We start from the raw sequence: 21,567 nt of genomic DNA, 5'->3' as shown, positions 1-21,567 counted from the left end.
ACCGGGCCCGTGCACGCCGCCGGTGACGAGCGGGAAGGAGCTCGGTCCTACCGGACGGCGATGGCGACCGCGACAGCGACGATCCGCGGCCGACTATGCGGCGGGCGGTCGTGGTGGCGTGTCGAGCGGTGCATGTCCCCCATCAAAGCCACCCCCGATGCCGGGGGCAAGCTCGTTCACCCTCCCTGACGAACCCCTGACGGGCTCTCGACGTCTTGTTGATGCGGTGCCCCTGGCACCGGGCCGGGCTTTCGGCACACGCCAATGCTCCGTCAGCAAGAACCCCCGTCGCTGCCAGGCTTTCGTCAACGAGCCGACATCAACCCACCCCGGTCTGCCGTACTGGACGGATGTCCGTCACCGTTCTGCCCTCCCATGACTGGTTCACCCCCGAGCAGCCGGGCGCGAGCGTCCTGCCCGCCCACGTCGCGCGGAGTGCCCACGGCGGCTGGTGGGCGGACGACCCCGACACCGTCCGGGCACTACTGGTGCACTGCGGGCCGGAACGGCTGCTGATCGGAGATCCCGAACATCTGGACCCGGACGTCCTTGCCCGCTTCGGACGAGGGCAGTTCCACGCTCCGGACCGCTTCCTCCCCCTGTTGGGACGCACGTTCAGCCACATCACGCCGTGGATCCGCGTGCTGCACGTCCACGCGGAGCGGCCTCGGCCGGTCTCCCGCAACACCGCGGCCCTGGGTACGCCCACTTCACGCCACCGATGAGGCGCACCTCGAACGGTTCGCCCGCCGTTCCTCCTCCGCGAACCGCCCTGGCCTCCCGCACTGGGCCGCCGAGACCTGGGGCGGTCATCACGCACTCGCGGCGAGCGGCTTCGCCTGGGGCGCGTTCCTCGGGCCGTACCTGGCCTCGCTCGCCTGTGGCTACCTCGCCGGACGGAACCACCTGGACATCGCAGTGGCGACGGACCCGGCGTTCCGGCGCCTCGACCTCGCACTCGCCTGCGTCCGTGCCGCCACGACCGCCGCCCACGCCCAAGGCCTCACCCCGACCTGGTCGGCGCCGCAGAGCAACCACGCCAGCCGGACCCTCGCCGAAGCCGCGGGCTTCCGACCCGTGCGACAGGAGGTGGTGTACTGGGCCGGCCCGGCACGCACTCTCTGACGAACAGGTGTCCGACAAGACGTCAGGGTGCCGTCAGGGAAACCGTCCTGGGCGCCAAGCCGTCATCAAGACCCGCATGGCGCGTGAAGATCCGGTGCTTCGCTCTCCGGCGTTACCGTCACTCCCCCGAACCGCCGCCCCACCCGACCGGGCGGCCCGGAAGGTCCCCGAGACGATGCGCCGTTCGGCTCTCACCACCCCGGACACCACCTCCGATCAGCAGAACTGGTTCCGCCGCCCGGAGCGGAGCCCGGCGCCGGCACCCGAGCCGCCGCCGAGCCACCGGCCCACGTCACCGGGAGGCCGACGCCGGCTCATCACCCGGCGGCAGCTGGCCGAGGCGCTGCCCGCCGCCGTCCGCAAGCTCCACCCGCGCGTCATGATGCGCAACCCGGTGATGCTGGTGGTCGAGACCGGCTCCGCGCTCACCACCATCAGCGCGGTGCTCCACCCCGGCGTCTTCGCCTGGGTCATCTCCTTCTGGCTCTGGCTGACCGTGCTCTTCGCCAACCTCGCCGAGGCCGTCGCCGAGAGCCGCGGCAAGGCGCAGGCCGACTCGCTGCGCCGCGCCCAGGCGGGCACCACCGCGCGGCGGCTGCTGCACTGGCGGGTCGGCACCCGCGACCACCGCCACGAGGTCATCCCCGCCGAGCAGTTACTGCTGCACGACATCGTGCTGGTGGCGGCCGGCGAGGTGATCCCGCAGGACGGCGAGGTGGTCGAGGGGGTCGCCACCGTCGACGAATCGGCGATCACCGGGGAGTCCGCACCCGTCATCCGGGAGTCCGGCGGCGACCGCACCGGCGTCACCGGCGGCACCAAGGTGCTCTCGGACCACCTCGTCGTCCGGGTCACCTCCCGGCCCGGGCAGAGCTTCGTCGACCGGATGATCTCCCTGGTCGAGGGCGCGAACCGGCAGAAGACCCCGAACGAGATCGCGCTCAACATCCTGCTCGCCTCGCTCACCATCGTCTTCCTGCTCTCGGTGGTCTCGCTCCAGCCGATGGCCCTCTACGCGAACGCGCCCCAGACCACCATCGTGCTGGTCGCGCTGATGGTCGCGCTGATCCCGACCACGATCGGCGCTCTGCTCTCGGCGATCGGCATCGCCGGGATGGACCGCCTGGTGCAGCGCAACGTGGTCGCCCTCTCCGGCCGCGCGGTGGAGGCCGCCGGGGACGTCGACGTGCTGCTGCTCGACAAGACCGGCACCATCACCCACGGCAACCGCCGGGCCGTCGCCCTGCACCCGCTGCCCGGCGCGACCACCGAACAGCTCGCCGAAGCGGCCCAGTTGGCCTCCGTCGCGGACGAGACCCCGGAGGGCCGGTCGCTCGTCGAGCTGACGAACCGCCAGTACTGGGTGCCGCCCCGCTCCCCCGGTGAACTCGGCGAGCAGCAGCCCGTCCCGTTCACCGCACACAGCCGGATGAGCGGCGTCGACCTCACCTGGCCCGACGGCACCGTCTGCCTGATCCGCAAGGGCGCCGCGAGCGCCGTCGCCCGCTGGGTCGTCGACTCCGGCGGACGGCTCCCGATCGAGGCCAAGCCGCTCGTCGACCGCATCGCCGAGGCCGGCGGCACCCCGCTGCTGGTCGCCGTCCATGACCGGCACGGCGCCCGCGCGCTCGGCGTCGTCGAACTCAAGGACGTGGTGAAGGAGGGCATCGCCGAACGCTTCGCCGAACTGCGCCGGATGGGCATCCGCACGGTCATGGTCACCGGCGACAACCCGCTCACCGCCAAGGCCATCGCCGCGGAGGCCGGGGTGGACGACTTCCTCGCCGAGGCCACCCCCGAGGACAAGCTCGCCCACCTGCGGCGCGAACAGGCCGCCGGGAACATGGTCGCCATGACCGGCGACGGCACCAACGACGCCCCCGCCCTCGCCCAGGCCGACGTCGGCGTCGCGATGAACTCCGGCACCCCGGCCGCCAAGGAGGCCGGCAACATGGTCGACCTCGACTCCAACCCGGCCAAACTGATCGACATCATCCGGGTCGGCAAGCAACTCCTCATCACCCGCGGAGCGTTGACCACCTTCTCGATCACCAACGACGTCGCCAAGTTCTTCGCGATCATCCCCGCGATGTTCGCGAACGCCTACCCCGGACTGCACCACCTCAACATCATGGAACTGCACAGCCCCACCTCGGCCATCGCCTCCGCGATCATCTTCAACGCGCTGATCATCGTCGCCCTGATCCCCCTCGCCCTGCGCGGCGTCCGCTACCAGCCCGCCTCCGCCACCGACCTGCTCCGCCGCAACCTGCGCGTCTACGGGCTCGGCGGGCTGGTGCTGCCCTTCCTCGGCATCAAGGCGATCGACCTGCTGATCCAGTTCGTGCCCGGGCTCGGATAGCAGACCGGCCCGCCGCCTCCGGAACGACGCCGAGGCGGCGGGCATCAACCGGTGTGACGCTCGGCCCCTTCGCCGACCGGAAGGCGCTCGACGCGGATCGCCCGACGCGGAATCGCAGCAGGCAGGGAGAGCACCAAGGCAGCGGCAGTGAAGAGAACGAAGTGCTCGCTCTCGATCCCCACGCCGGACCAGCCGAGTTCGGCATGGTGGTGCTCGACGAAGGCGTTGCAACACAACCACGCCGCCAGGCCGACCAGTGGCGCGGCCAGGGGCCGGGAGAAGGCTCCTGCCAGCGCGGCCAGGCTGACGTACGCGATGTACGGCAACCAGCCGGCGTGGAGCTCGCCCAGCCAACCGAGGCCGAGTGCGAGCGCGCCCCCTGCGACCAGGGCCACGGTGCCCGACACCGGGACCGGCAGGCGGTCGAGGACGGGATGGTAGCGACGGCCACCGGGGCGGGCGGAGTACATGCGCATCGTCCTGTCCCAGCTTCGCCGCGAGTTCGTTCGAGGCCAGCAAACCCACGGGCCCACGGCCCCTCGCCCCGCGTTGACGAGATCCTTACGCCGACGCCCGGATTCACAACGCGATCTTGACGCCCCGCGTCGCCAACCGATCCGCGCCATGGGATCAGGCCACCGCACGGACCAGGCTGATCACGTACGCGGTGCCGCCGCCGGGTGCCTCCTCGACGGCCAGCTCGACGTTCATCGCCTCCACGAAGCCCCGCACCACCGCCGGCCCGGTCTCCTCCCGACCGACAGCCTCGCCTCCGTGCACGGTGACCCGGACGTCCACTCGCCCGGCCACCTGGCCGGCGTCGACCACCACCGGCCCTGCTCCCGCCGCCCCGAGTGCCAGGAGGTCCGCGAACGCCCGCTCCAGGAGCCCGGGATCGGCGAGCACCCGCGGCAGCTCCGACTCCAACTCGATGCGCACGCCGGTCAGTCCCTCGGCAGCGGCCCGCACCACCTCGGCCACCGCCGTCGGCCGCAGCACCACCGGCATCACCCCGGCCCGCAGCCGACTCAGATCCAGCAGGTTGGCGATCAGCCGCTCCATCCGTTCGACCTCGGCGCCGATCCGCCGCCCGTCCGGGTCCGGCATCCGTTCCGCTTCCCGGCGCACCGCTGCCAGCGGCGTGCGCAGGTCCTCTCCGACGGCTTCCAGCAACGCCGTGTGCAGCGCGTCGGCGTGCGCGAGGACCTCGGCCGCCGATGCTTGCGCGACCAGCCGCTCACGCTCCCGGGCCAGCTTCAACTGGGTGACGTACGGCCCGAGCAACCGGGTGTCCTCCTCGGTGAATGGCGTACCCCGCAGGACGAGGACCGCCTCGTCCCCCAGGTCGACGGAGAACGACGCCTCGTCGGGCAGCAGCGGCACCTCCGCCCCGGCCGAAGCCGCCGGTTGCCAGAGCGCGCCCGTACGAACGAGTACGGCGGCCGCGTCCAGCCCGAAGACCTGCCGAAGCTCGGCCACCAGATCGGACGACACCCGTGCCCCGGATTCCACCGTCTCCCCCGCCAGCCTGGTGAGGACGGCCGCCTCCGCGCGCGCCCGGTCCGCCTGCTGCGAGCGGCGCGTCAGGCCGTCGATCAGGTGGGAGATCACCCCGGCCACCGCGAGGAACACCAGCAGCGCCGCGACGTCAGCGCCCTGCTCCACCGTCAGGCTGTGCCAGGGCGTGGTGAAGAAGTAGTCCGCCGCGAGTGCGCCCGCTGCCGTGCTGCCCGCCGCGGGTAGCAGCCCACCCAGCCGAGCCGTCCCCGCCACCACCAGCAGCAGGCACAGCAGCACGCCGGGCAGGCCGAGCGAGTCGCGCAGCGGCGACAGCGCCCAGACCAGCGCGATCGCTCCGGCTGGTCCGAGCAGCCACGCCAGTCGGCGCCGCCGGACCGGCACGAGTGCCGGGCGGCGTCTGCGCGGCGCGGGCGGCACCGTCAGTAGTCCCGGCTCCGGCGGCGGCAGCACGCGCACATCGATCGGGCCGGCCAGCCGGATCACCCGGTTGATCACCGAGCCGGATACCAGCTCACGCAGCCTGCTGCGGCTGGTCGGCCCCAGCAGGAGTTGCGTGGCGCTCTCCGTCCGGGCGAAGTCCACCAGAGCCCGCGCGACGCCGCTGCCGCTCACCTCCACGTAGGTGCCGCGCAGCTCCCGGAGCAGTTCCCGTTGCGGCGCCAGGCCCGGCGGCTCGCGCTCGACCGTGCCGTCGTCCAGGCGGACGTGCACGCCGAGGAGGTCCCCGTGGACCCGGGCCGCGGTGCGGGCTCCCCGGCGGATCAGGTGCTCGCCCTGCGGTGCGCCGTTGAGGGCGACCATGATCCGTTCCTTGGTCTCCCAGGGCGCCCGGATGCCGTGCCGGGCCCGGTAGTCCGCCAGCTCCTCCTCCACCCGGTCCGCGAGCCACAGCAACGCCAGTTCCCGCAGGGCGCCCAGGTTGCCGGCCCGAAAGTAGTGGTCCAGCGCCACGTCGATCCGGTCCGGCGGGTAGACCTCCCCCTGCGCCATCCGGGTGCGCAGCGCCTGCGGGCTGAGGTCGACCAACTCGATCCGGTCGGCGGCCCGGACCACGTCGTCCGGGATCGTCTCGCGCTGGGCGACGCCGGTGATCTGCTCGACGACGTCGTTCAGGCTTTCCAGGTGCTGGATGTTGAGCGTCGTCGCCACGTCGATCCCGGCGTCCAGCAGCTCCCGCACGTCCTGCCAGCGCTTCTCGTTCCGCCCGCCGGGCACGTTGGTGTGGGCGAGCTCGTCCACCAGCGCGAGCGCCGGGCGGCGCGCCAGCAGTGCGTCCAGATCGAGCTCCGTCAGCTCCACGCCCCGGTACGACACGGGCCGCCGGGGCAGCACGGGCAGGTCCCTCAGCTGGTTCTCCGTCCCGTGCCGGCCGTACGTCTCGACCAGGCCGACCACCACGTCCAGCCCCTCGCCGCGCAGCCGCCGCCCCTCCCGGAGCATGGCGTACGTCTTCCCCACCCCCGGCGCCGCTCCCAGGAACACCCGCAGCTTCCCGGCCACCGCCGTCCCGCCGTCTCTCTCCGTCTCCGGTTCCATGTTCCGCCCTAGCCGACGTGGACGCGCGGGCGCCGGGAACGGTCCGGCTCCGCCTCGCGCAGCACCTCGCGGGTGACCGGGGCCACCTCGCCCTGGCCGAACAGGAAGAAGCGCAGGAAGTGGCCGACCGGGCCGCCTTCGGTCCACTCGAAGTAGATGTGCGGGATCTGCCCCGTACGGTCCCGGATCGTCATCAACAGGGCCGCCAACGCGTTCGGGACGCTGGAGCTCTCCAGCGACAGCACCCGGTAGCGGTCGTGCAGGACCTCGCCGCGCACGTCCAGCACCGCCTCGAACTCGGACGGGTCCCGAACCGTCACCTCGACGAAGACCAGGTCGACGTCGGCCGGGATGTCGTGGTGCTCCCGGAGCTCCCGCTTCTTCTCCTGGTACTCCGCCAGGTCACGGCTGTTCGGCTCGTTGGCGATCAGCCGCATCGGCCGGTAGGTGTAGTCGCGAACGAACCGCTCGGCCGCCTCGTCCAGCACCACGTCGGTGACCCTCAACTCGAACGCCCGCCTGAGCCTGGAGAGGAAGGAGACCAGGATGATCCCGCCGATGAAGCAGGCGCCGATCTTCACCCCGTCCGGACGTTCGGCGATGTTCGTGCCCGTCGTGTACAGGAACACCGCCGCGATCACGGCGAAGCCGATGGTCCAGTTGCGCTGCCGAGCCTTGTGCGCGGCGATGGTGACGGCAATGGCGGCCGAGGAGATCAGCACCAGCACGCCGGTCGCGTACGCGCCGCTCTGGGCGTCCACGTTCGCGTCGAAGATCCAGGTGACCAGGAACCCGATCAGCGTCAGCACGATCACCATCGGCCGCACCGCCCGTGCCCAGTGGGGCGCCATGCCGTAGCGCGGCAGGTACCGGGGCAGCAGGTTGAGCATGCCGGCCATCGCGGAGGCGCCGGCGAACCAGAGGATCGCGATGGTCGACAGGTCGTAGACGCTGCCGAAGCCGCTGCCCAGGTTCTGGTGGGCCAGGTAAGCCAAGGCGCGGCCGTTGGCCTGCCCGCCCGCCTCGAACGCGGCCTTGGGGATCAGGACCGTGGTGATGAAACTCGTCGTGATCAGGAACGCACTCATGATCAGCGCGGCGGTGGTGAGCAGCTTGCGCGCGCCGCGGATCCGACCGACGGGCTTCTCTTCGGTGTCCTCGGGATCGCCCTCGATGTGCGGCATCACCGCGACGCCGGTCTCGAAGCCGGACAGACCCAGCGCCAGCTTCGGGAAGACGATCAGCGCGACGCCGATCATCGCGATCACGTTGCCGTGCTCGGCGGTCAGCGCGTCCGCCCAGTCCGTGACCACGTCCGGGTTCTCCAGCACGTGCCAGAGCCCGTTCACCACGACGACGACGTTGAGCGCCAGGTAGACCACGACCAGGACGACCGCCAGGCCGATCGCCTCGCTGAACCCCTTGAGGAAGACCGCGCCAAGCAGGGCGACAAGGATCAGCGTGATCAACATCTGCTTGCCGGACAGCGCGCTGTGCAGACTCGGGTTCTCCACCAGGTGCGCGGTCGCGTCCGCCGCCGACAGGGTAATGGTGATCATGAAGTCCGTCGCCGCGAACCCCAGCAGCGCCAGCACGAACAGCTTCCCCTGCCAGAACGACAGCAGCCGCTCCAGCATCGCGATCGAGCCCTCACCGTGCGGGCTCTCCTTCGCGACCCGCCGGTAGACCGGCAGCGCGCCGAACAGCGTCACGATCACCAGCACGACCGTCGCCACCGGCGACAGCAGCCCGGCCGCGAGAGCCGCGATGCCGGGCTGATAACCGAGCGTCGAGAAGTAGTCCAGGCCGGTCAGGCACATCACCCGCCACCACCGCTGGCCCTTGTGCTCGACCGGCGCCTCCGCGTGCGGCCCCGGATACTGCTTGGCCATGTCGGCCAGGCCCTCCAGCAGCCACGCCCGGAACCTCGTCCGCCGCGTCGACGCAGCCGCACCCGACGAACTCACCCTGCGCCCCTGTCCACGTCCCCGAACCGGCGCCACCGAGGCGGCGGCAGGGCGCAAGGCTACGCGACAGCCGCTCCGCTTCCTGGAACCGTCCACGCGGGTTCGCCCCGTTGGCGCAGCGGCCGACAGACGCCCACTCAGCGCGTACCGTCTCCGGAATCAACACCTCGTCAAGATGCGGGGAGAGACGCATCAAGGTCGCGGCGTCAGGCCTTCGACGCGTCGCGTCCTCCGCACCGACCCGCTAGCGTGGGCCGCTTCCCGGCCGAGATCCGATCGAGGAGCACAGCGCCGTGTCCGACGACTTCGCTCACCGGCACGTTCCCACCGAGTACTCGGAGCAGGTCGCCGAGGCGGTCGCGCGGCAACGGTTGGGCGACCATCGGGCGACCTACCTTCCGACCCTGCCCTCGCCGACTGTTCAGCGGTCGGACCTCGTCACCGTGTCCGTGCTCCTCGCCCTGCTGGTGTCCGCCGGCATCGCCCTGGCTCGTACGTCTCCCGCCTTACTCCTCGTCTTCCTGCCGCCCGTCGCGGTCCTCCTGCTCTTCAGGGTCCTGCGCGAGAGGCACAACAGGAGTACCAGGAAGAACGCCGGCCTTCACCTCCACGAGCACGGCCTGGTCGTCGTCGTAGGGGGCAAGCTCAGGGCACTGCGGTGGGACACGATGACGGTGCACCAGAACATCGGCCGTTACCACACCTTCGGCCGGAGCAACCGCGTCAAACACGCCTACACGTTACGTGACGGCGAAGGCCAGGAAATCACCCTCCGCGAAGGGTTCCCGAACCCCGAAGACTGGGGTCCACGAATCCAGCAGGCCGTGACCGAGGCGCAGCTGGCGGACGCGCTCATCGCACTCCGGGCAGGCAAAACCATGCCGTTCGGCGGCTTCCTGGTGAGCCGGAGCGGCGTGGCGGCGGGGCGGAAACAGGTCTCCTGGTCGCAGGTGCAAGGCGTCCACACGAGGCGGGGACTCGTCCGCATCGAGGCCGCCGGGAAGCCGACCAACCTGACCGGCGACCCGGTATGGATGTTCCCGAACCTGCAGCTCTTCGCCGCACTGGTCGAGCAGCTACGCCGGTAGCCGGTTCCCGTCCGGTCCGACGGCAGGCCACCCTCGCCGCTCTCACCCCGCGCGGCAGGATGTCCGCCTTCGGCGCCGTCACCGGGGTCGACGGGCTCGTGCCCATCACCAGCCTGCTCGCCGGGTCGAAGGCCGTCAGCGGCTTCTGGCTCCCGAACCTCTACCCCTCGCGCACGCACCTCAAGGACTCGATGTCCGCGCTGTTCGCGGCGGTCTCCGACGGCTGGCTCAAGCCGCTCAACGGCCCGGTCTACAAGCTCGGCCAGGCCCGCCAGGCCCACCACGACCTCACCGCCCGCCGCACCACCGGCAAGGTCGTCCTTGACGTCGATTGTTGACCGAGCGCCCACCCTCACTTCGCGCTTGCCCGCACCCGACGGGGTAATCGCAGGACGCCGCCCTCGCGCCGCCGAACGGCGCGATGAGGTGTGCGTTCAGGACCCGGACGGCAGCGTGCCGGTCCTGGCCCTCGATCACCGATCACCTCCCGATGCGGAGACCGCGGCTTGGCCGTCCCCGGTCTCCTGCTCCGCCCAGACCAGCGGGTGGGCGCCGGCGTGCCGGGCGAAGGCGTCCTTGCCCTGGTGCAGCACCAGGAGCAGGCGGCAGATCGGCGCCCATGTACTGGTGCCGAACGAGGGAGGCATGCGAAGGCTCCTGTCATGTCGGTGAATCCGTCATGAACAAGGTCGAGCCGTTGCAAGTCCAGAACTAACACAACTCTGTATCAGTCCGCCGTCACATCCCGATCCAGGAGGCGAAGTTCGACATTGGCTCCGGGAGTCGCCGCTGTGCTCGCAGCAGCCCGGCCATCGTCTCGCGCACGGTGGGGCTGTGCCGAGACAGCTGCGGAGCGAGGCGGCGCCCTCCACCACCGGCCTGAAGGTCACCTGCGGCCCGGTCGCCGAGCCCGCCACCGAAGAGGTCTGCGCCCACCTCGACGGCCGCCGCATCGCCACCGGCCAGACCAAGTTCGGCGCGGTGATCGGTGACGGCGTGATCGTCCCCGCCGGCACCGTGCTCCAGCCCGCCACCCTCATCGGCGCCCACACCACCCTCTACCCCCGAACCCAGATCGGCGGGTTCTTCCCCGCCGGAAGCCAGGGAAGGTGACCATGACCGCCACCACGACCACCGACCGGCTCACCCTGCGGATCACCGGCGGCCACCCGCTGCTACGCCGCCGCCATCCTCGCCGACCGGCCGCTCACCCTCGCCGGTGCCCCCGCGATCCTCGACACCGGCGTCTGCGCCGAGATCCTCCACCGCACCGGCACCCGAGCCACCATCAGCGACGGCGAGTTCGAGACCCGGCCTGCCGACTCCTACTTCCCGGTCATCCCGGACGACCTCGGGCGTCGCATCCGCACCACCGCGGTCATGGCAGCCGCCCTGCTGGCCCGCACCGGCAAGGTCACCTTCCCGCTGCCCGGAGGCGACGCCTTCTGCGCCCGCTACATCGACCTGCACCTGGCCGCCATGGAAGCCGCCGGCGCCGAGGTCGAGGTCAACCGGGGACGCGTTCGTGCCCGTTTCCTTGACTCGAAGCGCCTGCCGTTCATCACCACCGTCAGCACCAAGAAGTGGGGCCCGAGCCTGGGAGCAACGGTCACCGCGATGCTGCTGGCCGCCCGCACCCCCGGCACCTCGTCGATCCTCGGACCGAGCATCGAACCCGAGGTCACGGTCACCGCCGAGTTGCTCGCCCGCTCCGGCGTCGGCATCACCTGGCAGGGCAACGAGGCCCTGCACGTCACCGGTACCGACCACATCGCCGGCGGCGTCTTCCGGGTGCCGCCCGACCGGCTGGAGGCCGCCACCCTGGCGCTCGCGGCTGCGATCACCGGAGGAAGCGTCCACCTCGACGCCTTCCCGCCCGACGGATTCCCGGCGGGCCTGGTGTCGGTCTTCGCCGACGCCGGGATCCTCCTCACCGCCGAGCATGGCGGAACGACGGTGACCGTGCCGGAAGGGCTGCGAGCGGTGGAGATGGCCACCGGCCCCCACCCGGGTTACCCGACCGACGTCCAGCCCCAGCTGACCGCCGTCCTCACCCAGGCCGCCGGACCGTCGCGGATCGACGAGCGGATCTACAGCCGGCGCGACAGCCACCTCGCCGCGCTGCGGGCGTTCGGCGCGGCCGTCAACGCGGAGGGACCGGCGATCACCGTCGAGGGGCCGTCTCGCCTCCTTGCCGCTGACGTGGCGGGCGAGGACATCCGGGCCGTGACGGCTCTCATGCTCGCCGCCTTGGCCGCCGAGGGCACCTCTACGATCCGTGGCATGTACCACCTCCGGCGCGGCTACGGCGACCTGCCGCCCAAACTGGCCGCGCTCGGTGCCGATCTGACGATCAACCAGGAGCTTCCGTGACGACCACCCGACTGTGGAACCCGGACACTATCGCCGAACTGCGCCAGTGCCTCGACCTGTTGGTCGACGACGGCGCCCTGCCCGGCGGCGTCATCGCCCATGGCACCCGAAATGACCTGCCCGCCTTCACCGCCTCCGGCCTCGTCGCGCCCGAGTGCGGGGACGCCCGCCCCGGCCCGGACACGCTCTACGACGCCGCGTCGCTCACCAAGGTGCTGTCCACCTGGCCGCTGATCGGCCTCGCCGACGGCATCTCCGTGGACACGCCGGTCCGAGACCTGCTTCCCGGCGTGCCGGGGCAGGCGCCCGGCGCGAACGTGACGGTCGGACAGATCCTCGCTCACACCTCCGGCCTGCGGGCCGAGACCCGCCTCGACCAGTACCGAGGCCGTACCGAACACCTGGCCGAGCTGATCTGCGACGAACCGCTGACCGCCGAACCCGGTGCCGGCCACCAGTACATCAACCGCGGGTTCATCCTCCTCGGCCTCGCGCTCGCCCACGTCCACGGCCGCCGCCTGGACGAGCTCGCCGCCGACCTCTGGCAGTCCCTCGGCATGACCCGCACCACCTACGGACCCGTCAGCCGGTCCGCCGACGTCGCCCCGACCGAGCAGCGCCTCCCCGGTGGCCCGCGCCTGTGGGGCATCCCGCACGACGACAACGCCACCCTGCTCGGCGGCGTCGCCGGCCACGCCGGGGTCTTCACCACCCCGGCCGACCTGGCGAAGTTCGCGGACCGCCTCCTCACCGCATACGACGACGGGCACGGCCTGGGGGCCTGGCTGCGCACCAGCATGGAGCCGAAGACCGAGATCGAGCCCGGCCTCCACCGGGGCCTGGCCTGGATCCTCGCCGACGACGGCCGGGTCGCCTACCACCACGGCTTCACCGGCACCAGCCTCTACCTCGCCCCGGCCACCGGCCGTTACCTGGCCATCTGCACCAACGCCGTCTACCACCACCAGGACAACCGCACCCGCCTCGCCCCGCTCCGCAACCTCGCACTCAAAGCCGTCACCGCCGACTGAGAGGACCCCTGCCGTGCCCCAGGTCACGCTCGCATCGCTGACCACCCTCCGGCTCGGCGGGCCCGCCGGGACCGTCCTGAACCTCTCCGACCCCGCGGACTGGCCCGACACCGCCCGTGCGATCAGCGCCCAGGAGCGCATGGTCGTGGAGTCCACCGAGGCGGCCCGAGCAATCCATCAGCGCGGGCGGGGCTGGCGTGGCCGTCGCGGCAGCGGGACGGTGGAGGCGCGTGCGAGTCTGCGGAATGGGGCGTGCAGCCCGCGACCCGCCGGCCAGCCGCGCGCTCTTCGCCGACCACGACTACGAGTTCTACTGTTCCCTCGGCGCACTCGGCCTGGTCGACGCCTACCGCCGAACCCACGGAGGGCATCGACCTCACCTGGTACGGACCCCAGGGAGGCCAGCGCCTCGACCACGTCTGACCGGACCCGCCCGCGCCCGCTGAGCACTCGGCCTCGACCGACGAGCCGGCTGTCGTCAAGGAGTCGCCAAGACCCGATCCCCGGGCGTCATGGTTCTGTCAGCGGTTGTCCGCCCGCAGCGGCTGCGGACTTCACTGGACGTGCGGGCCGACAGCAGCCCGCACGATGAAGGAGTTGAACGGCCATGACCGGCGCCACGCGTGTGATCGTCGGACTCGACGGGTCCTTGGGCAGTCTCGCCGCCCTGCACCGCGCGGTGACGGAGGCGACCGCGCGCGGAGCGGTCCTCGTGCCGGTGACCGCCTGGCAGCCGTCCGACACGGACGGACTGCGCCCGCTCTCCGAGCTGGAACACGCAGCCCGCCGACGCCTCGACACCGCCTTCGAGCAGGCCTTCGGCGGCTACCCCGCCCACCTGGTCGTCCACCCCGTGGTGGTCCGCGGCGAGGCCGGCCCCGCCTTGGTCTCCGCCGTGACCTCCCCGACTGACCTGGTCGTGGTCGGCGCCGCCGGCCACGCACGGTTGCGGCACGCCCTGCACGGATCCGTCGCCCACTACTGCCGTACGCACGCCGGGTGCCCGGTGGTCACCGTCCGACCGTCGGACCTGCTGCGCAGCCTGGAGTCCGCCGCCCGAAGCGGCGCGCCGATCCCCCTCGCCACTGGGGTGCGGCGGGCCGCCTAACCGGGGCTTGCCGCCACGGCCCGGCGGAGGCCGAAGACGAAGGTCGTGCCGCCGCCGGGGGTGCTCTCGACGGTCAGCTCGCCGCCCACCGCCTCGGTGAAGCCCTTGGCGACGGTCAGGCCGAGCCCGACGCCCGCGACCCGGCCGCCGGGCCCGTAGCGGCTGCGGTGGAAGGGCTCGAAGAGGTGCTCGCGCTCCTGGTCGCCGATGCCGGGGCCGTGGTCGACGACCCGCACGTCCACCCGGTCCGCCACGGCGCCCGCGTCCACCCGGACCGGGGCGCCGGGCGGTGACCAGGTCAGCGCGTTGGCCAGGACGTTCGCCAGCGCCCGCTCCAGCAGCCCGGCGTCGGCCTCCACCCGCGGGAGCCCCTCGGGGAGGTCGAGGACCACGGGCGGGCCACCGGACGGGAGGCTGCCGACGGCCGCGACCAGGACGTCCGCCAGGTCGGTCGGCCAGAGGGTCGCCGGCACCCGCCCGGCCTGGAGGCGGCTCAGGTCGAGCAGGTTGGCGACCATGCGGTTCAGCCGGTCCGCCTCGGCGTCGATGATCACCGAGAGGTGGCGGACGTCCTCCGGCGGCCAGTCGACCTCCTCGGAACAGAGACTCGAAGCCGACGCCTTGATCCCTGCCAGCGGCTCGCGCAAGTCGTGGGCCACGGCCTCCAGCAGGGTGGCGTGCAGGGCCAGCTCCATGATCCCCCGGTGCGGGGCGCAGAGCACGACCGCGTCGGCAGACGGGCGAGCAGCAGGTCCGCCGCCGACCTGGCCGACACCATCCACCCGCCTTGCCCGACGCTACGTCAGAAGAGTCAGCAAGAGGTCAGCATCCATCCGAGCAGACCCTGTCAAACGCTCTCGAACATGAGAACCGAGAAGGCCTCATCTCAGCTGCTCGCGCACCACCGGCGACCCCCTGAACCACCCCTCGACCCGTCGGCCGGGCAACACCCCTACATGCCGGTCAGCAGAGACCGTACGCATGCCCGCTGCCGACGTTCGCCCAGGTCAGCGGCTCCGCCCGCGCAGCTTGAGCGGGAGGTCGGGCAGCTCGGGCGCACGCAGTCGGCCGCCGTCGTAGCCCTGGACTTCGCCGAACCGGGAGCCCTTCTCCCAGTCGGTTCGTGCCTGTACGATCTCGTCACCGGATCGGCCGATGAAGTTCCACCACATGACGATCTTCTCGTCGAAGGGTTCCCCGCCGAGGAGGAGGACGGCGGCGTCGGTGTGGGCGTGGAGTGGGAGGTGGGGGCGGCCGCAGCCGAGGTAGAGCATGGAGCCGGGTTCGACGGGGACGCCGTCGACGTCGACGCGGCCGGACATGGCGAGGACGGCGTACTCGAAGTCGGGGACGAGGGGGAGCCGGAGGTCCGCGCCCTCGGTGAGGGCGAGGTCGGCGCCGACGAGGGGGGTGTGGGTGGTGCCGGGCGAGATGGCGGTGTCGAGGGTGCCGAGGATGACGGTGGCGCGCAGGCCCGGGGCGGTGACGACGGGCAGGTCGGGGTGGTGCTCGAAGGTGGGGGCGGTGTGCCGGTGGGCGTCCGGGAGGGCGACCCAGAGCTGGGCGCCGTGCAGGTGGCGGGCGTGCGGCCGCGGGGACTCCTCGGAGTGGGAGATCGCCCGGCCGGAGGTCATCAGGCCCAGTTCGTACGGCCGGACGGTCTGCAGGCTGCCGAGGCTGTCGCGGTGCAGCACCTCGCCCTCGTGGAGCCAGCTGACCGTCTGCAGGCCCATGTGCGGGTGCGGCGGGACCTGCATGCCGGGCTCGTCGGCGATGTCATCCGGGCCGTAGTGGTCGACGAAGCACCAGGCGCCGACCATCCGCCGGCCGAGGTTGGGGAGCAGGCGGCGGACCACCGTGCTTCCACCGAGCGGGAATTGACGTGGTGCCAACAGTTCCTTCACCGGGCCGCTGCTGGCCTCGCGGCCGCAGGCGGTCGGGGTGGGCTTGAGGTCGAGGTTGCTCATCGCGGTTTCCACCACCGTACGAGGAAGGCCGGGCGGAGAGGGGTTCGTCGTCACCGATCATCCGTCACGGTCCGACGTTCCTCCACCCGCGCCCGGCCATCCGGCGGTCGGCGACTCGGCGACTCGGCGACCGCCGTGAGCTGCGGCGGCTCAGTGCCGGCAGGCCCACCAGGCGTCCGCCGAGGCCTTGCCGGCGAGGTCCCGCAGGTTGCGGACCGCCTTCGCGGGGTCCTCCGCCCCGTACACCGCCGAGCCGGCCACGAACACGTCCGCGCCCGCCTCGGCGCAGCGCTCGATGGTGCCGGCGGCGACGCCGCCGTCCACCTGCAGCCACAGCTCCAGGTCGTGCTTGGCGATCAGCTCCCGGGTGCGGCGGATCTTCGGCAGCATGATGTCCAGGAACGCCTGGCCGCCGAAGCCGGGCTCGACGGTCATGATCAGCACCATGTCGAGCTCGGGGAGCAGGTCCTCGTACGGCTCGATCGGCGTGCCCGGCTTGAGCGCCATCGACGCCCGGGCGCCCTTGGCGCGGATCTCGCGGGCGAGCCGGACGGGCGCGGCGGCGGCCTCGACGTGGAAGGTGACGGAGCCGGCGCCCGCCTCGACGTACTGGGGGGCCCAGCGGTCCGGGTCCTCGATCATCAGGTGGCAGTCGAGCGGGATGTCGGTGGCGCGGGCGAGCGACTCGACGATCGGGACGCCCAGGGTCAGGTTGGGCACGAAGTGGTTGTCCATGACGTCCACGTGCAGCCAGTCGGAACCCCGGACGGCCTCGGCCTCGTCGGCGAGCCGGGCGAAGTCCGCGGACAGGATGCTGGGGTTGATCTGGGCCATGACCGACTACCTTCACATGAGGGCTGGGGCGCCCCGGCAGCGGGCGCCTTGGCTCATCATCTCGCGCCGCACGGCCGCCGACCGCCTACCGCCGCCTGCGCGTGACCGTCATCACACCCCGCCGGGGATTACCGGGGGCGCCGCTGTGGTCATCAGCCATGGAAGCGGTCCACGCACCCGCCGCAGCGGTCCAGGCACGGGCCGCCGCGGCGTCCGCCGGGCCGTCCCAACCAGCCGAGCTCCCGCTTCCACCCGGAGCTCCGTCCGAGGAAGGTCTTCCGATGGCCGATCTCGTCCACCCCGCCCGCGCACTGTGGTGGCTCTTCGAGCCGGTGCACGCCGTCACCTACTTCCTGCCCGAGGGGCGCGCCGCCTTCGAGGAGGCCGGTCTGCACGGCCGCCTGCACAGCTACTTCGCGAGCCGCTCGGCCCCGCTCGGCGCGGTGGACGCGACGCCCGTGGTCGCCGCGTTCTTCAACTTCTCCCCGGCGATGGTCGAGCGCGCGCTGCCGGAGGTGTGGACGCACGCGAGCCCGGAGGAGGCGCTGGTCGCCCGGCTGAAGGGCTCGGCGGCGACGCTGGCCCGGCTGCTGGAGCACGTGAACCCGGAGCAGGTCGAGCTGGTCGCGGAGACCCTCGAGCAGGTCGCGTCCCGGCTGGACTGCGCGGGCCGGGTACTGGCCGCCGCCAACACCGCGCTCCCCCGGCCGACCGGCCTGTACGAGCGGCTCTGGCAGGCCGCCACCGTGATGCGCGAGCACCGCGGGGACGGCCACGTGGCCGCGCTGGTGGCGGCCGGGCTGGACGGCTGCGAGGCGCTGGTGGTCCGCTGCGCGATGGACATGCGGCGCGAGATGATCCAGCCGCTGCGCGGATGGACGGACGCCGAGTGGGAGGCGGCCGCGGAGCGCCTGGTCGAGCGCGGCTGGCTGACCGCCGCGGGCACGGTCACCGAACTCGGCCGGATCCGCCACCAGGCCGTCGAGGCCGCCACCGACCTGGCCGCCACCCGGGTGTGGGAGGACTACCCGCGCGCCGAACTCGACCGACTGGCGGCGGCGTTGAAACCGATATCGGCACTGTGTCGCAGCGAACTTCCGGTCAACCCGGCGGGGCTGCCCGACAACCCGTAGGCCGCCCGCTACTCCGCTTGCTCCGCTACTCGCCTGCTCCCCTAGTCCCTGCTCTGCCGCTCCCCAGCTCCGCTACTCCCCCGGCGGGCCGAGCACGATCCCCCGCCCGGCGTAGAACGCCCCGAACGACCGCCACGGCACGCGCGCGAAGGCCTGCGACTCCCCCGGGAAACCGGACGGGTTGTGGATCAGCAGCGCCGTGTCCGTGGCGCCCACCGCCAGCACCAGGTGGCCGCCGCGCCGTACCGGCTCCGGACCGCCCGGCTCCCGGATCGACGGGTGCACCGACACCATCACCAGCCGTCCGCGGGCCACCTCGGCCGACACCTCCTCGGGCGTCAACTCCCGGGCGTGCGCCGCGAGTCCCCACCGCCGCCGGACGTAGTCGGCGAACGGCAGGTGGATCAGCCCGCGCAGGCTCTCACCGTCCCGCACGTAGGCGCCCGCCGCCACGCACTCGCCCGCGAGCGCCATCGCCGTCGGTGTCACGCCCCACCAGTGCTCCAGCGCCATCCGCAGGCAGGCCACCCCGCACAGCCGCCACGACCACCACGCGTACTCCGTCGGGCCGGCCGCCCCGGACTGCCCCCAGCGCGGGTCCGCAGACGCGTCCAACCGCCCGTCGACGATCTCCCGCACCAGCTCCGGGGACTCCCACTGCGCCCGGTACGGCACCTCGTGCACCACCCGCGCCGGCCGCGCGGCGCTGCCCTGATCCACCATCCCCCGACGCTCTCACGCCGGGCGGCCGGACAACTCACGACACTCCCTGAGTATCCGTACTCAGGCGGCCGACCTGCGGCTTTCCGTACCGTGATCACGCGGTGGACAAGGACGGTCGAGGACGTGGGAGCAACGGTGAAGCAGGTCTTCCTGGGGGTACTGGCCCTACTGGCGACGGGCGCGACGATTCTCCTGGCGCCATGGGTCTACCTGGCGGTCGCCATGGGGCCGGACTCGCCCGATTCACCCGTCTCGCCGGCCACCGCCACCTACGCGCCCGTCGCGCCGTCCCCGACGGCTGTGTCCCCGAGCCGCTTCCCGGCGCCGGCGGAGTCTCCCGCCCCGCCGGTCTCGCTCGACCGGTAGGCCAGCCGCTGCGTCGCGTGCCGTCCGCGCTCCTCCACCGGGAGCGCACCGGTGGCGCCGGCCAGACCGAACGGCGGCATGTCGAAGTAGATCGACTCGTACCCGCCCTCCGGCACGATGTACGTCTCGTGCCAGAGCCCGACGTGCCCGCGGGCCTTGCCCTCCCGCAGCTTGCGGTTGGCGATGCCCCACACGGTGTGGTGGAAGCCGTCCGGCGCGCTCGCGTAGCCGTACAGCCTCTCCTTCGACTCCCAGTACTGGACGACGTAGTAGGTGCGCGGCGAGGCGGTGAGCAGGATGCGGCCGAGAAGACCGCGCTCGGCGCCACGCTCGGAGCCGCGGCGCAGCTCGTACAGCATCCGGAACATCGCGAACATCACCGGGCCCCAGTGGTGCACGGCCCAGAACCGGTTGATCCGCATGCCGATGAGCAGCACCACGGTGTCGCCGGTGGCGGCGGCGGTGGTGTAGCCCCGCAGCGGCTTGGCGAACACCGAGCGGACGAACGGCGAACCCGTCCCTCCCGCACGTGATCCCGGACCTGTGGACATCCCGGCCTCCCCGCGCCGAACCCGCACCCCATGTAAGCGGTGATTACATCAGCGCACGATGACCCGGTCAAGGCTCGCAACCGCCACAATTCAGCTACTGCGCAGGTTGGTTGGCGATCCCCTGACCGAAGGTGTCCAGTACCTGCGCGGCCAGCTCCTCCGCCTTCTCGGTCGGCAGGTAGCCGTCCACGATCATCTGCGCCAGCCCGTACACCAGCGCCTGCCCGGCCAGCCCGACCAGCGCCGGATCCCCGGGACGCAACCGGCCCGCCTCCTGGTCCGCGGCGACCACATCCATCAACGCCCGGTCGATCCCGTCCAGTTGCTCCCGCAGCTCCGGCTCCCGCGAGGCCGCGAACACCCGCGAGCGCACCAGCTCGAACCGCCGCGGATGACGCACCGCGTACCGGACGAAGCCCAGGCCGACCGCCCGCATCACCGACCCCCCGTCCGGCCCCCCATCCGGCCCGGCGGCCGCCACCTGCGCCTCCTGCCAGCGCACGAAGTCCGCCAGCACCCGGTCCGCCAACGCGGTCAACAGCGCCTGCCGGTCGGCGAAGTGCCGGAACGGCGCCCCCGCCGACACCCCCGCCCGCCGCGCCACCTCCCGCACACTCACCTTCTCCTGCCCCTGCTCGTCCAACACCTCGAACGCCGCCGCCACCAACGCCTCCGGCAACGCCCCGTGGTGGTACGCCCCCCGCTCCCCGCCCCGTTCCCTCGTCTCCCTCATACCAGCCTTGCTACCACAGCCGGCCGGGCCCGGGAGTCGACGTCCCGCGCCCAGCCGGCGGCGGCACCGAACCACCCGGGCAGGTGGCCGAGCAGGTCCCGCGGATCCCCGCCGGCCGGACGATCCCCGCAATGCCCGGCCCCGGCCGGGGGCGGGTGGCCTACCAGGCGTAGTCCTCCGGGGCGGGCTGGTGGCCCGGGAAGAGTTCGTCGAGGCGGTCGAGGGTCTTCCGGTCGAGTTCGAGGTCGAGGGCGGCGAGGGCGGCGTCGAGGTGGGCGGGGGTGCGGGGGCCGATGATGGGGGCGGTGACGGCGGGGCGGGAGAGGAGCCAGGCGAGGGCGAGGTCGGCGGGGTCGGTGCCGAGTTCGTCGGCGAAGTCCTCGTAGGCCTGGATGCGGTCGCGGTGCTTGGCGAGGAGTTCGTTCGCGTAGCCCGTGCCGCTGCGGTCGCGGGTGCCCTCGCGTTCCTTGCGCAGGACGCCGCCGAGCAGGCCGCTGCGCAGCGGCGACCACGGGATGAGCCCGAGGCCGTAGTGCTGGAGGGCGGGGATGACCTCGAGCTCGATCGCGCGGTCGAGCAGGTTGTAGAGGGACTGCTCGCTGACCAGGCCGAGGAAGTGGCGGGAGCGGGCGGCCTCCTGGGCCTGGGCGATGTGCCAGCCGGCGAAGTTGCTGGAGCCGACGTAGATGATCTTGCCTTGGGCGACCAGGATCTCCATCGCCTGCCAGATCTCTTCCCAGGGCGTGGCCCGGTCGATGTGGTGCATCTGGTAGAGGTCGATGTGGTCGGTCTGCAGGCGGCGCAGGCTGGCCTCGACGGCCTTGCGGATGGCGAGCGCGGAGAGCTTGCCGCCGTTGGGCCAGTCGCTCATGTCGGCGTAGGCCTTGGTGGCGAGGACGGTGCGCTCGCGGCGGCCACCGCCCTGGGCGAACCAGCGGCCGATGATCTCCTCGGTGCGACCCTTGAGGTTGCCCTCGCTGTCGCGGCCGTAGCTGTTGGCGGTGTCGAAGAAGTTGATGCCGCGGTCGTGGGCGGTGTCCATGAGACGGTGGGCGTCGGCCTCTTCGGTGTGCGGGCCGAAGTTCATGGTGCCGAGGCAGAGGCGGGAGACGGTCAGGCCGGTGCGGCCGAGGTGGGTGTACTCCATGG

General features: G+C 72.2%; 19 protein-coding genes and 2 pseudogenes. 10 read left to right on the top strand and 11 right to left on the bottom strand.

What is annotated here, in order from left to right:
* The first annotated feature begins 350 nt into the window (after nt 1–350).
* From ACZ51D_RS10790 to kdpB, 3 genes and pseudogenes are all read left to right on the top strand, one after another.
* A complete protein-coding gene (locus ACZ51D_RS10790) occupies nt 351–725 on the top strand; it encodes a hypothetical protein (protein WP_465662042.1) in 375 nt (124 codons plus the stop codon).
* A gap of 73 nt (nt 726–798) precedes the next feature.
* A pseudogene (locus tag ACZ51D_RS10785) lies at nt 799–1,125 on the top strand (GNAT family N-acetyltransferase); the annotation flags it as partial.
* A gap of 175 nt (nt 1,126–1,300) precedes the next feature.
* Complete coding sequence (gene kdpB, locus ACZ51D_RS10780) at nt 1,301–3,487, top strand: potassium-transporting ATPase subunit KdpB (protein ID WP_465617188.1); 2,187 nt, start codon at nt 1,301–1,303, stop codon at nt 3,485–3,487.
* 44 nt (nt 3,488–3,531) lie between these two features.
* On the opposite strand, the gene ACZ51D_RS10775 is transcribed toward kdpB, so the two are convergent.
* From ACZ51D_RS10775 to ACZ51D_RS10765, 3 genes are all read right to left on the bottom strand, one after another.
* A complete protein-coding gene (locus ACZ51D_RS10775; protein ID WP_465661898.1) occupies nt 3,532–3,957 on the bottom strand; it encodes a hypothetical protein in 426 nt (141 codons plus the stop codon).
* Between the two features lie 160 nt (nt 3,958–4,117).
* Complete coding sequence (locus tag ACZ51D_RS10770) at nt 4,118–6,544, bottom strand: DUF4118 domain-containing protein (protein WP_465661896.1); 2,427 nt, start codon at nt 6,542–6,544, stop codon at nt 4,118–4,120.
* 8 nt (nt 6,545–6,552) lie between these two features.
* Entirely contained in the window at nt 6,553–8,436 is a 1,884-nt protein-coding gene (locus tag ACZ51D_RS10765; RefSeq protein WP_465661894.1) for an APC family permease, read from the bottom strand.
* Nucleotides 8,437–8,804: 368 nt separating this feature from the next.
* Here ACZ51D_RS10765 and ACZ51D_RS10760 point away from each other — a divergent pair, with 368 nt between their 5' ends.
* Both ACZ51D_RS10760 and ACZ51D_RS10755 read left to right on the top strand, forming a co-directional pair.
* Nucleotides 8,805–9,599, top strand: coding sequence for a DUF6585 family protein (locus ACZ51D_RS10760; RefSeq protein WP_465617180.1), 795 nt, complete (start codon nt 8,805–8,807; stop codon nt 9,597–9,599).
* On the top strand, nt 9,542–9,937 hold the full coding sequence (locus ACZ51D_RS10755; RefSeq protein WP_465661892.1) for a zinc-binding dehydrogenase: 396 nt from the start codon (nt 9,542–9,544) through the stop codon (nt 9,935–9,937). The genes ACZ51D_RS10760 and ACZ51D_RS10755 overlap by 58 nt, the downstream gene beginning before the upstream one ends.
* Nucleotides 9,938–10,072: 135 nt before the next feature.
* On the opposite strand, the gene ACZ51D_RS10750 is transcribed toward ACZ51D_RS10755, so the two are convergent.
* Nucleotides 10,073–10,246, bottom strand: coding sequence for a hypothetical protein (locus ACZ51D_RS10750; protein WP_465617176.1), 174 nt, complete (start codon nt 10,244–10,246; stop codon nt 10,073–10,075).
* Between the two features lie 187 nt (nt 10,247–10,433).
* Between ACZ51D_RS10750 and ACZ51D_RS10745 the strand changes: the two genes are divergently transcribed.
* The 4 genes and pseudogenes from ACZ51D_RS10745 to ACZ51D_RS10730 all read left to right on the top strand — a co-directional run bounded on the left by ACZ51D_RS10745 (nt 10,434) and on the right by ACZ51D_RS10730 (nt 14,111).
* On the top strand, nt 10,434–10,712 hold the full coding sequence (locus tag ACZ51D_RS10745; protein ID WP_465617174.1) for a hypothetical protein: 279 nt from the start codon (nt 10,434–10,436) through the stop codon (nt 10,710–10,712).
* A 60-nt stretch (nt 10,713–10,772) separates the two neighbouring features.
* Nucleotides 10,773–11,972 (top strand): annotated as a pseudogene (locus ACZ51D_RS10740) (UDP-N-acetylglucosamine 1-carboxyvinyltransferase); the annotation flags it as partial.
* Nucleotides 11,969–13,003: a serine hydrolase domain-containing protein gene (locus ACZ51D_RS10735; protein WP_465661890.1), complete on the top strand. Its 1,035-nt coding sequence runs from the start codon at nt 11,969–11,971 to the stop codon at nt 13,001–13,003. The pseudogene ACZ51D_RS10740 and the gene ACZ51D_RS10735, both read left to right, overlap by 4 nt.
* 607 nt (nt 13,004–13,610) lie before the next feature.
* Nucleotides 13,611–14,111, top strand: a complete 501-nt coding sequence (locus ACZ51D_RS10730; RefSeq protein ID WP_465661888.1) for a universal stress protein — start codon at nt 13,611–13,613, stop codon at nt 14,109–14,111.
* Here the strand turns inward: ACZ51D_RS10730 and ACZ51D_RS10725 are convergent.
* The 3 genes from ACZ51D_RS10725 to rpe form a co-directional block, all read right to left on the bottom strand.
* Complete coding sequence (locus tag ACZ51D_RS10725) at nt 14,108–14,893, bottom strand: sensor histidine kinase (protein WP_465661886.1); 786 nt, start codon at nt 14,891–14,893, stop codon at nt 14,108–14,110. The genes ACZ51D_RS10730 and ACZ51D_RS10725 overlap by 4 nt on opposite strands.
* 225 nt (nt 14,894–15,118) lie before the next feature.
* Nucleotides 15,119–16,078, bottom strand: coding sequence for a pirin family protein (locus ACZ51D_RS10720; protein WP_465661884.1), 960 nt, complete (start codon nt 16,076–16,078; stop codon nt 15,119–15,121).
* A gap of 150 nt (nt 16,079–16,228) precedes the next feature.
* Nucleotides 16,229–16,912, bottom strand: a complete 684-nt coding sequence (gene rpe / locus ACZ51D_RS10715; protein WP_465661883.1) for a ribulose-phosphate 3-epimerase — start codon at nt 16,910–16,912, stop codon at nt 16,229–16,231.
* Between the two features lie 281 nt (nt 16,913–17,193).
* Here rpe and ACZ51D_RS10710 point away from each other — a divergent pair, with 281 nt between their 5' ends.
* On the top strand, nt 17,194–18,045 hold the full coding sequence (locus ACZ51D_RS10710) for an SCO6745 family protein (protein ID WP_465661881.1): 852 nt from the start codon (nt 17,194–17,196) through the stop codon (nt 18,043–18,045).
* A 72-nt stretch (nt 18,046–18,117) separates the two neighbouring features.
* Here ACZ51D_RS10710 and ACZ51D_RS10705 read toward each other — a convergent pair whose 3' ends face one another.
* The 4 genes from ACZ51D_RS10705 to ACZ51D_RS10690 all read right to left on the bottom strand — a co-directional run bounded on the left by ACZ51D_RS10705 (nt 18,118) and on the right by ACZ51D_RS10690 (nt 21,565).
* On the bottom strand, nt 18,118–18,768 hold the full coding sequence (locus ACZ51D_RS10705; RefSeq protein ID WP_360492283.1) for a C39 family peptidase: 651 nt from the start codon (nt 18,766–18,768) through the stop codon (nt 18,118–18,120).
* Between the two features lie 269 nt (nt 18,769–19,037).
* Nucleotides 19,038–19,628 carry a DUF4188 domain-containing protein gene (locus ACZ51D_RS10700; protein WP_465662033.1) on the bottom strand — a complete coding sequence of 197 codons (591 nt, stop codon included), beginning with the start codon at nt 19,626–19,628 and terminating at the stop codon, nt 19,038–19,040.
* A gap of 151 nt (nt 19,629–19,779) precedes the next feature.
* Nucleotides 19,780–20,418: a TetR/AcrR family transcriptional regulator gene (locus ACZ51D_RS10695; protein ID WP_465617160.1), complete on the bottom strand. Its 639-nt coding sequence runs from the start codon at nt 20,416–20,418 to the stop codon at nt 19,780–19,782.
* A gap of 160 nt (nt 20,419–20,578) precedes the next feature.
* Nucleotides 20,579–21,565, bottom strand: a complete 987-nt coding sequence (locus ACZ51D_RS10690; RefSeq protein WP_465617158.1) for an aldo/keto reductase — start codon at nt 21,563–21,565, stop codon at nt 20,579–20,581.
* Nucleotides 21,566–21,567 lie beyond the last annotated feature (2 nt).

Source organism: Kitasatospora sp. NPDC033851, from assembly GCF_055576085.1.
This window is presented reverse-complemented; position numbering and strand designations above follow the sequence as displayed.

Excerpts from the sequence above, each read along its gene's own strand:
- kdpB (WP_465617188.1), top strand. The coding sequence starts at position 1,301 with ATGCGCCGTTCGGCTCTCACCACCCCGGACACCACCTCCGATCAGCAG.
- ACZ51D_RS10765 (WP_465661894.1), bottom strand. The coding sequence starts at position 8,436 with ATGGCCAAGCAGTATCCGGGGCCGCACGCGGAGGCGCCGGTCGAGCAC.
- rpe (WP_465661883.1), bottom strand. The coding sequence starts at position 16,912 with ATGGCCCAGATCAACCCCAGCATCCTGTCCGCGGACTTCGCCCGGCTC.
- ACZ51D_RS10750 (WP_465617176.1), bottom strand. The coding sequence starts at position 10,246 with ATGCCTCCCTCGTTCGGCACCAGTACATGGGCGCCGATCTGCCGCCTG.
- ACZ51D_RS10775 (WP_465661898.1), bottom strand. The coding sequence starts at position 3,957 with ATGTACTCCGCCCGCCCCGGTGGCCGTCGCTACCATCCCGTCCTCGAC.
- ACZ51D_RS10720 (WP_465661884.1), bottom strand. The coding sequence starts at position 16,078 with ATGAGCAACCTCGACCTCAAGCCCACCCCGACCGCCTGCGGCCGCGAG.
- ACZ51D_RS10770 (WP_465661896.1), bottom strand. The coding sequence starts at position 6,544 with ATGGAACCGGAGACGGAGAGAGACGGCGGGACGGCGGTGGCCGGGAAG.
- ACZ51D_RS10690 (WP_465617158.1), bottom strand. The coding sequence starts at position 21,565 with ATGGAGTACACCCACCTCGGCCGCACCGGCCTGACCGTCTCCCGCCTC.
- ACZ51D_RS10755 (WP_465661892.1), top strand. The coding sequence starts at position 9,542 with ATGGATGTTCCCGAACCTGCAGCTCTTCGCCGCACTGGTCGAGCAGCT.
- ACZ51D_RS10730 (WP_465661888.1), top strand. The coding sequence starts at position 13,611 with ATGACCGGCGCCACGCGTGTGATCGTCGGACTCGACGGGTCCTTGGGC.
- ACZ51D_RS10790 (WP_465662042.1), top strand. The coding sequence starts at position 351 with ATGTCCGTCACCGTTCTGCCCTCCCATGACTGGTTCACCCCCGAGCAG.
- ACZ51D_RS10710 (WP_465661881.1), top strand. The coding sequence starts at position 17,194 with ATGGCCGATCTCGTCCACCCCGCCCGCGCACTGTGGTGGCTCTTCGAG.
- ACZ51D_RS10695 (WP_465617160.1), bottom strand. The coding sequence starts at position 20,418 with ATGAGGGAGACGAGGGAACGGGGCGGGGAGCGGGGGGCGTACCACCAC.
- ACZ51D_RS10705 (WP_360492283.1), bottom strand. The coding sequence starts at position 18,768 with ATGGTGGATCAGGGCAGCGCCGCGCGGCCGGCGCGGGTGGTGCACGAG.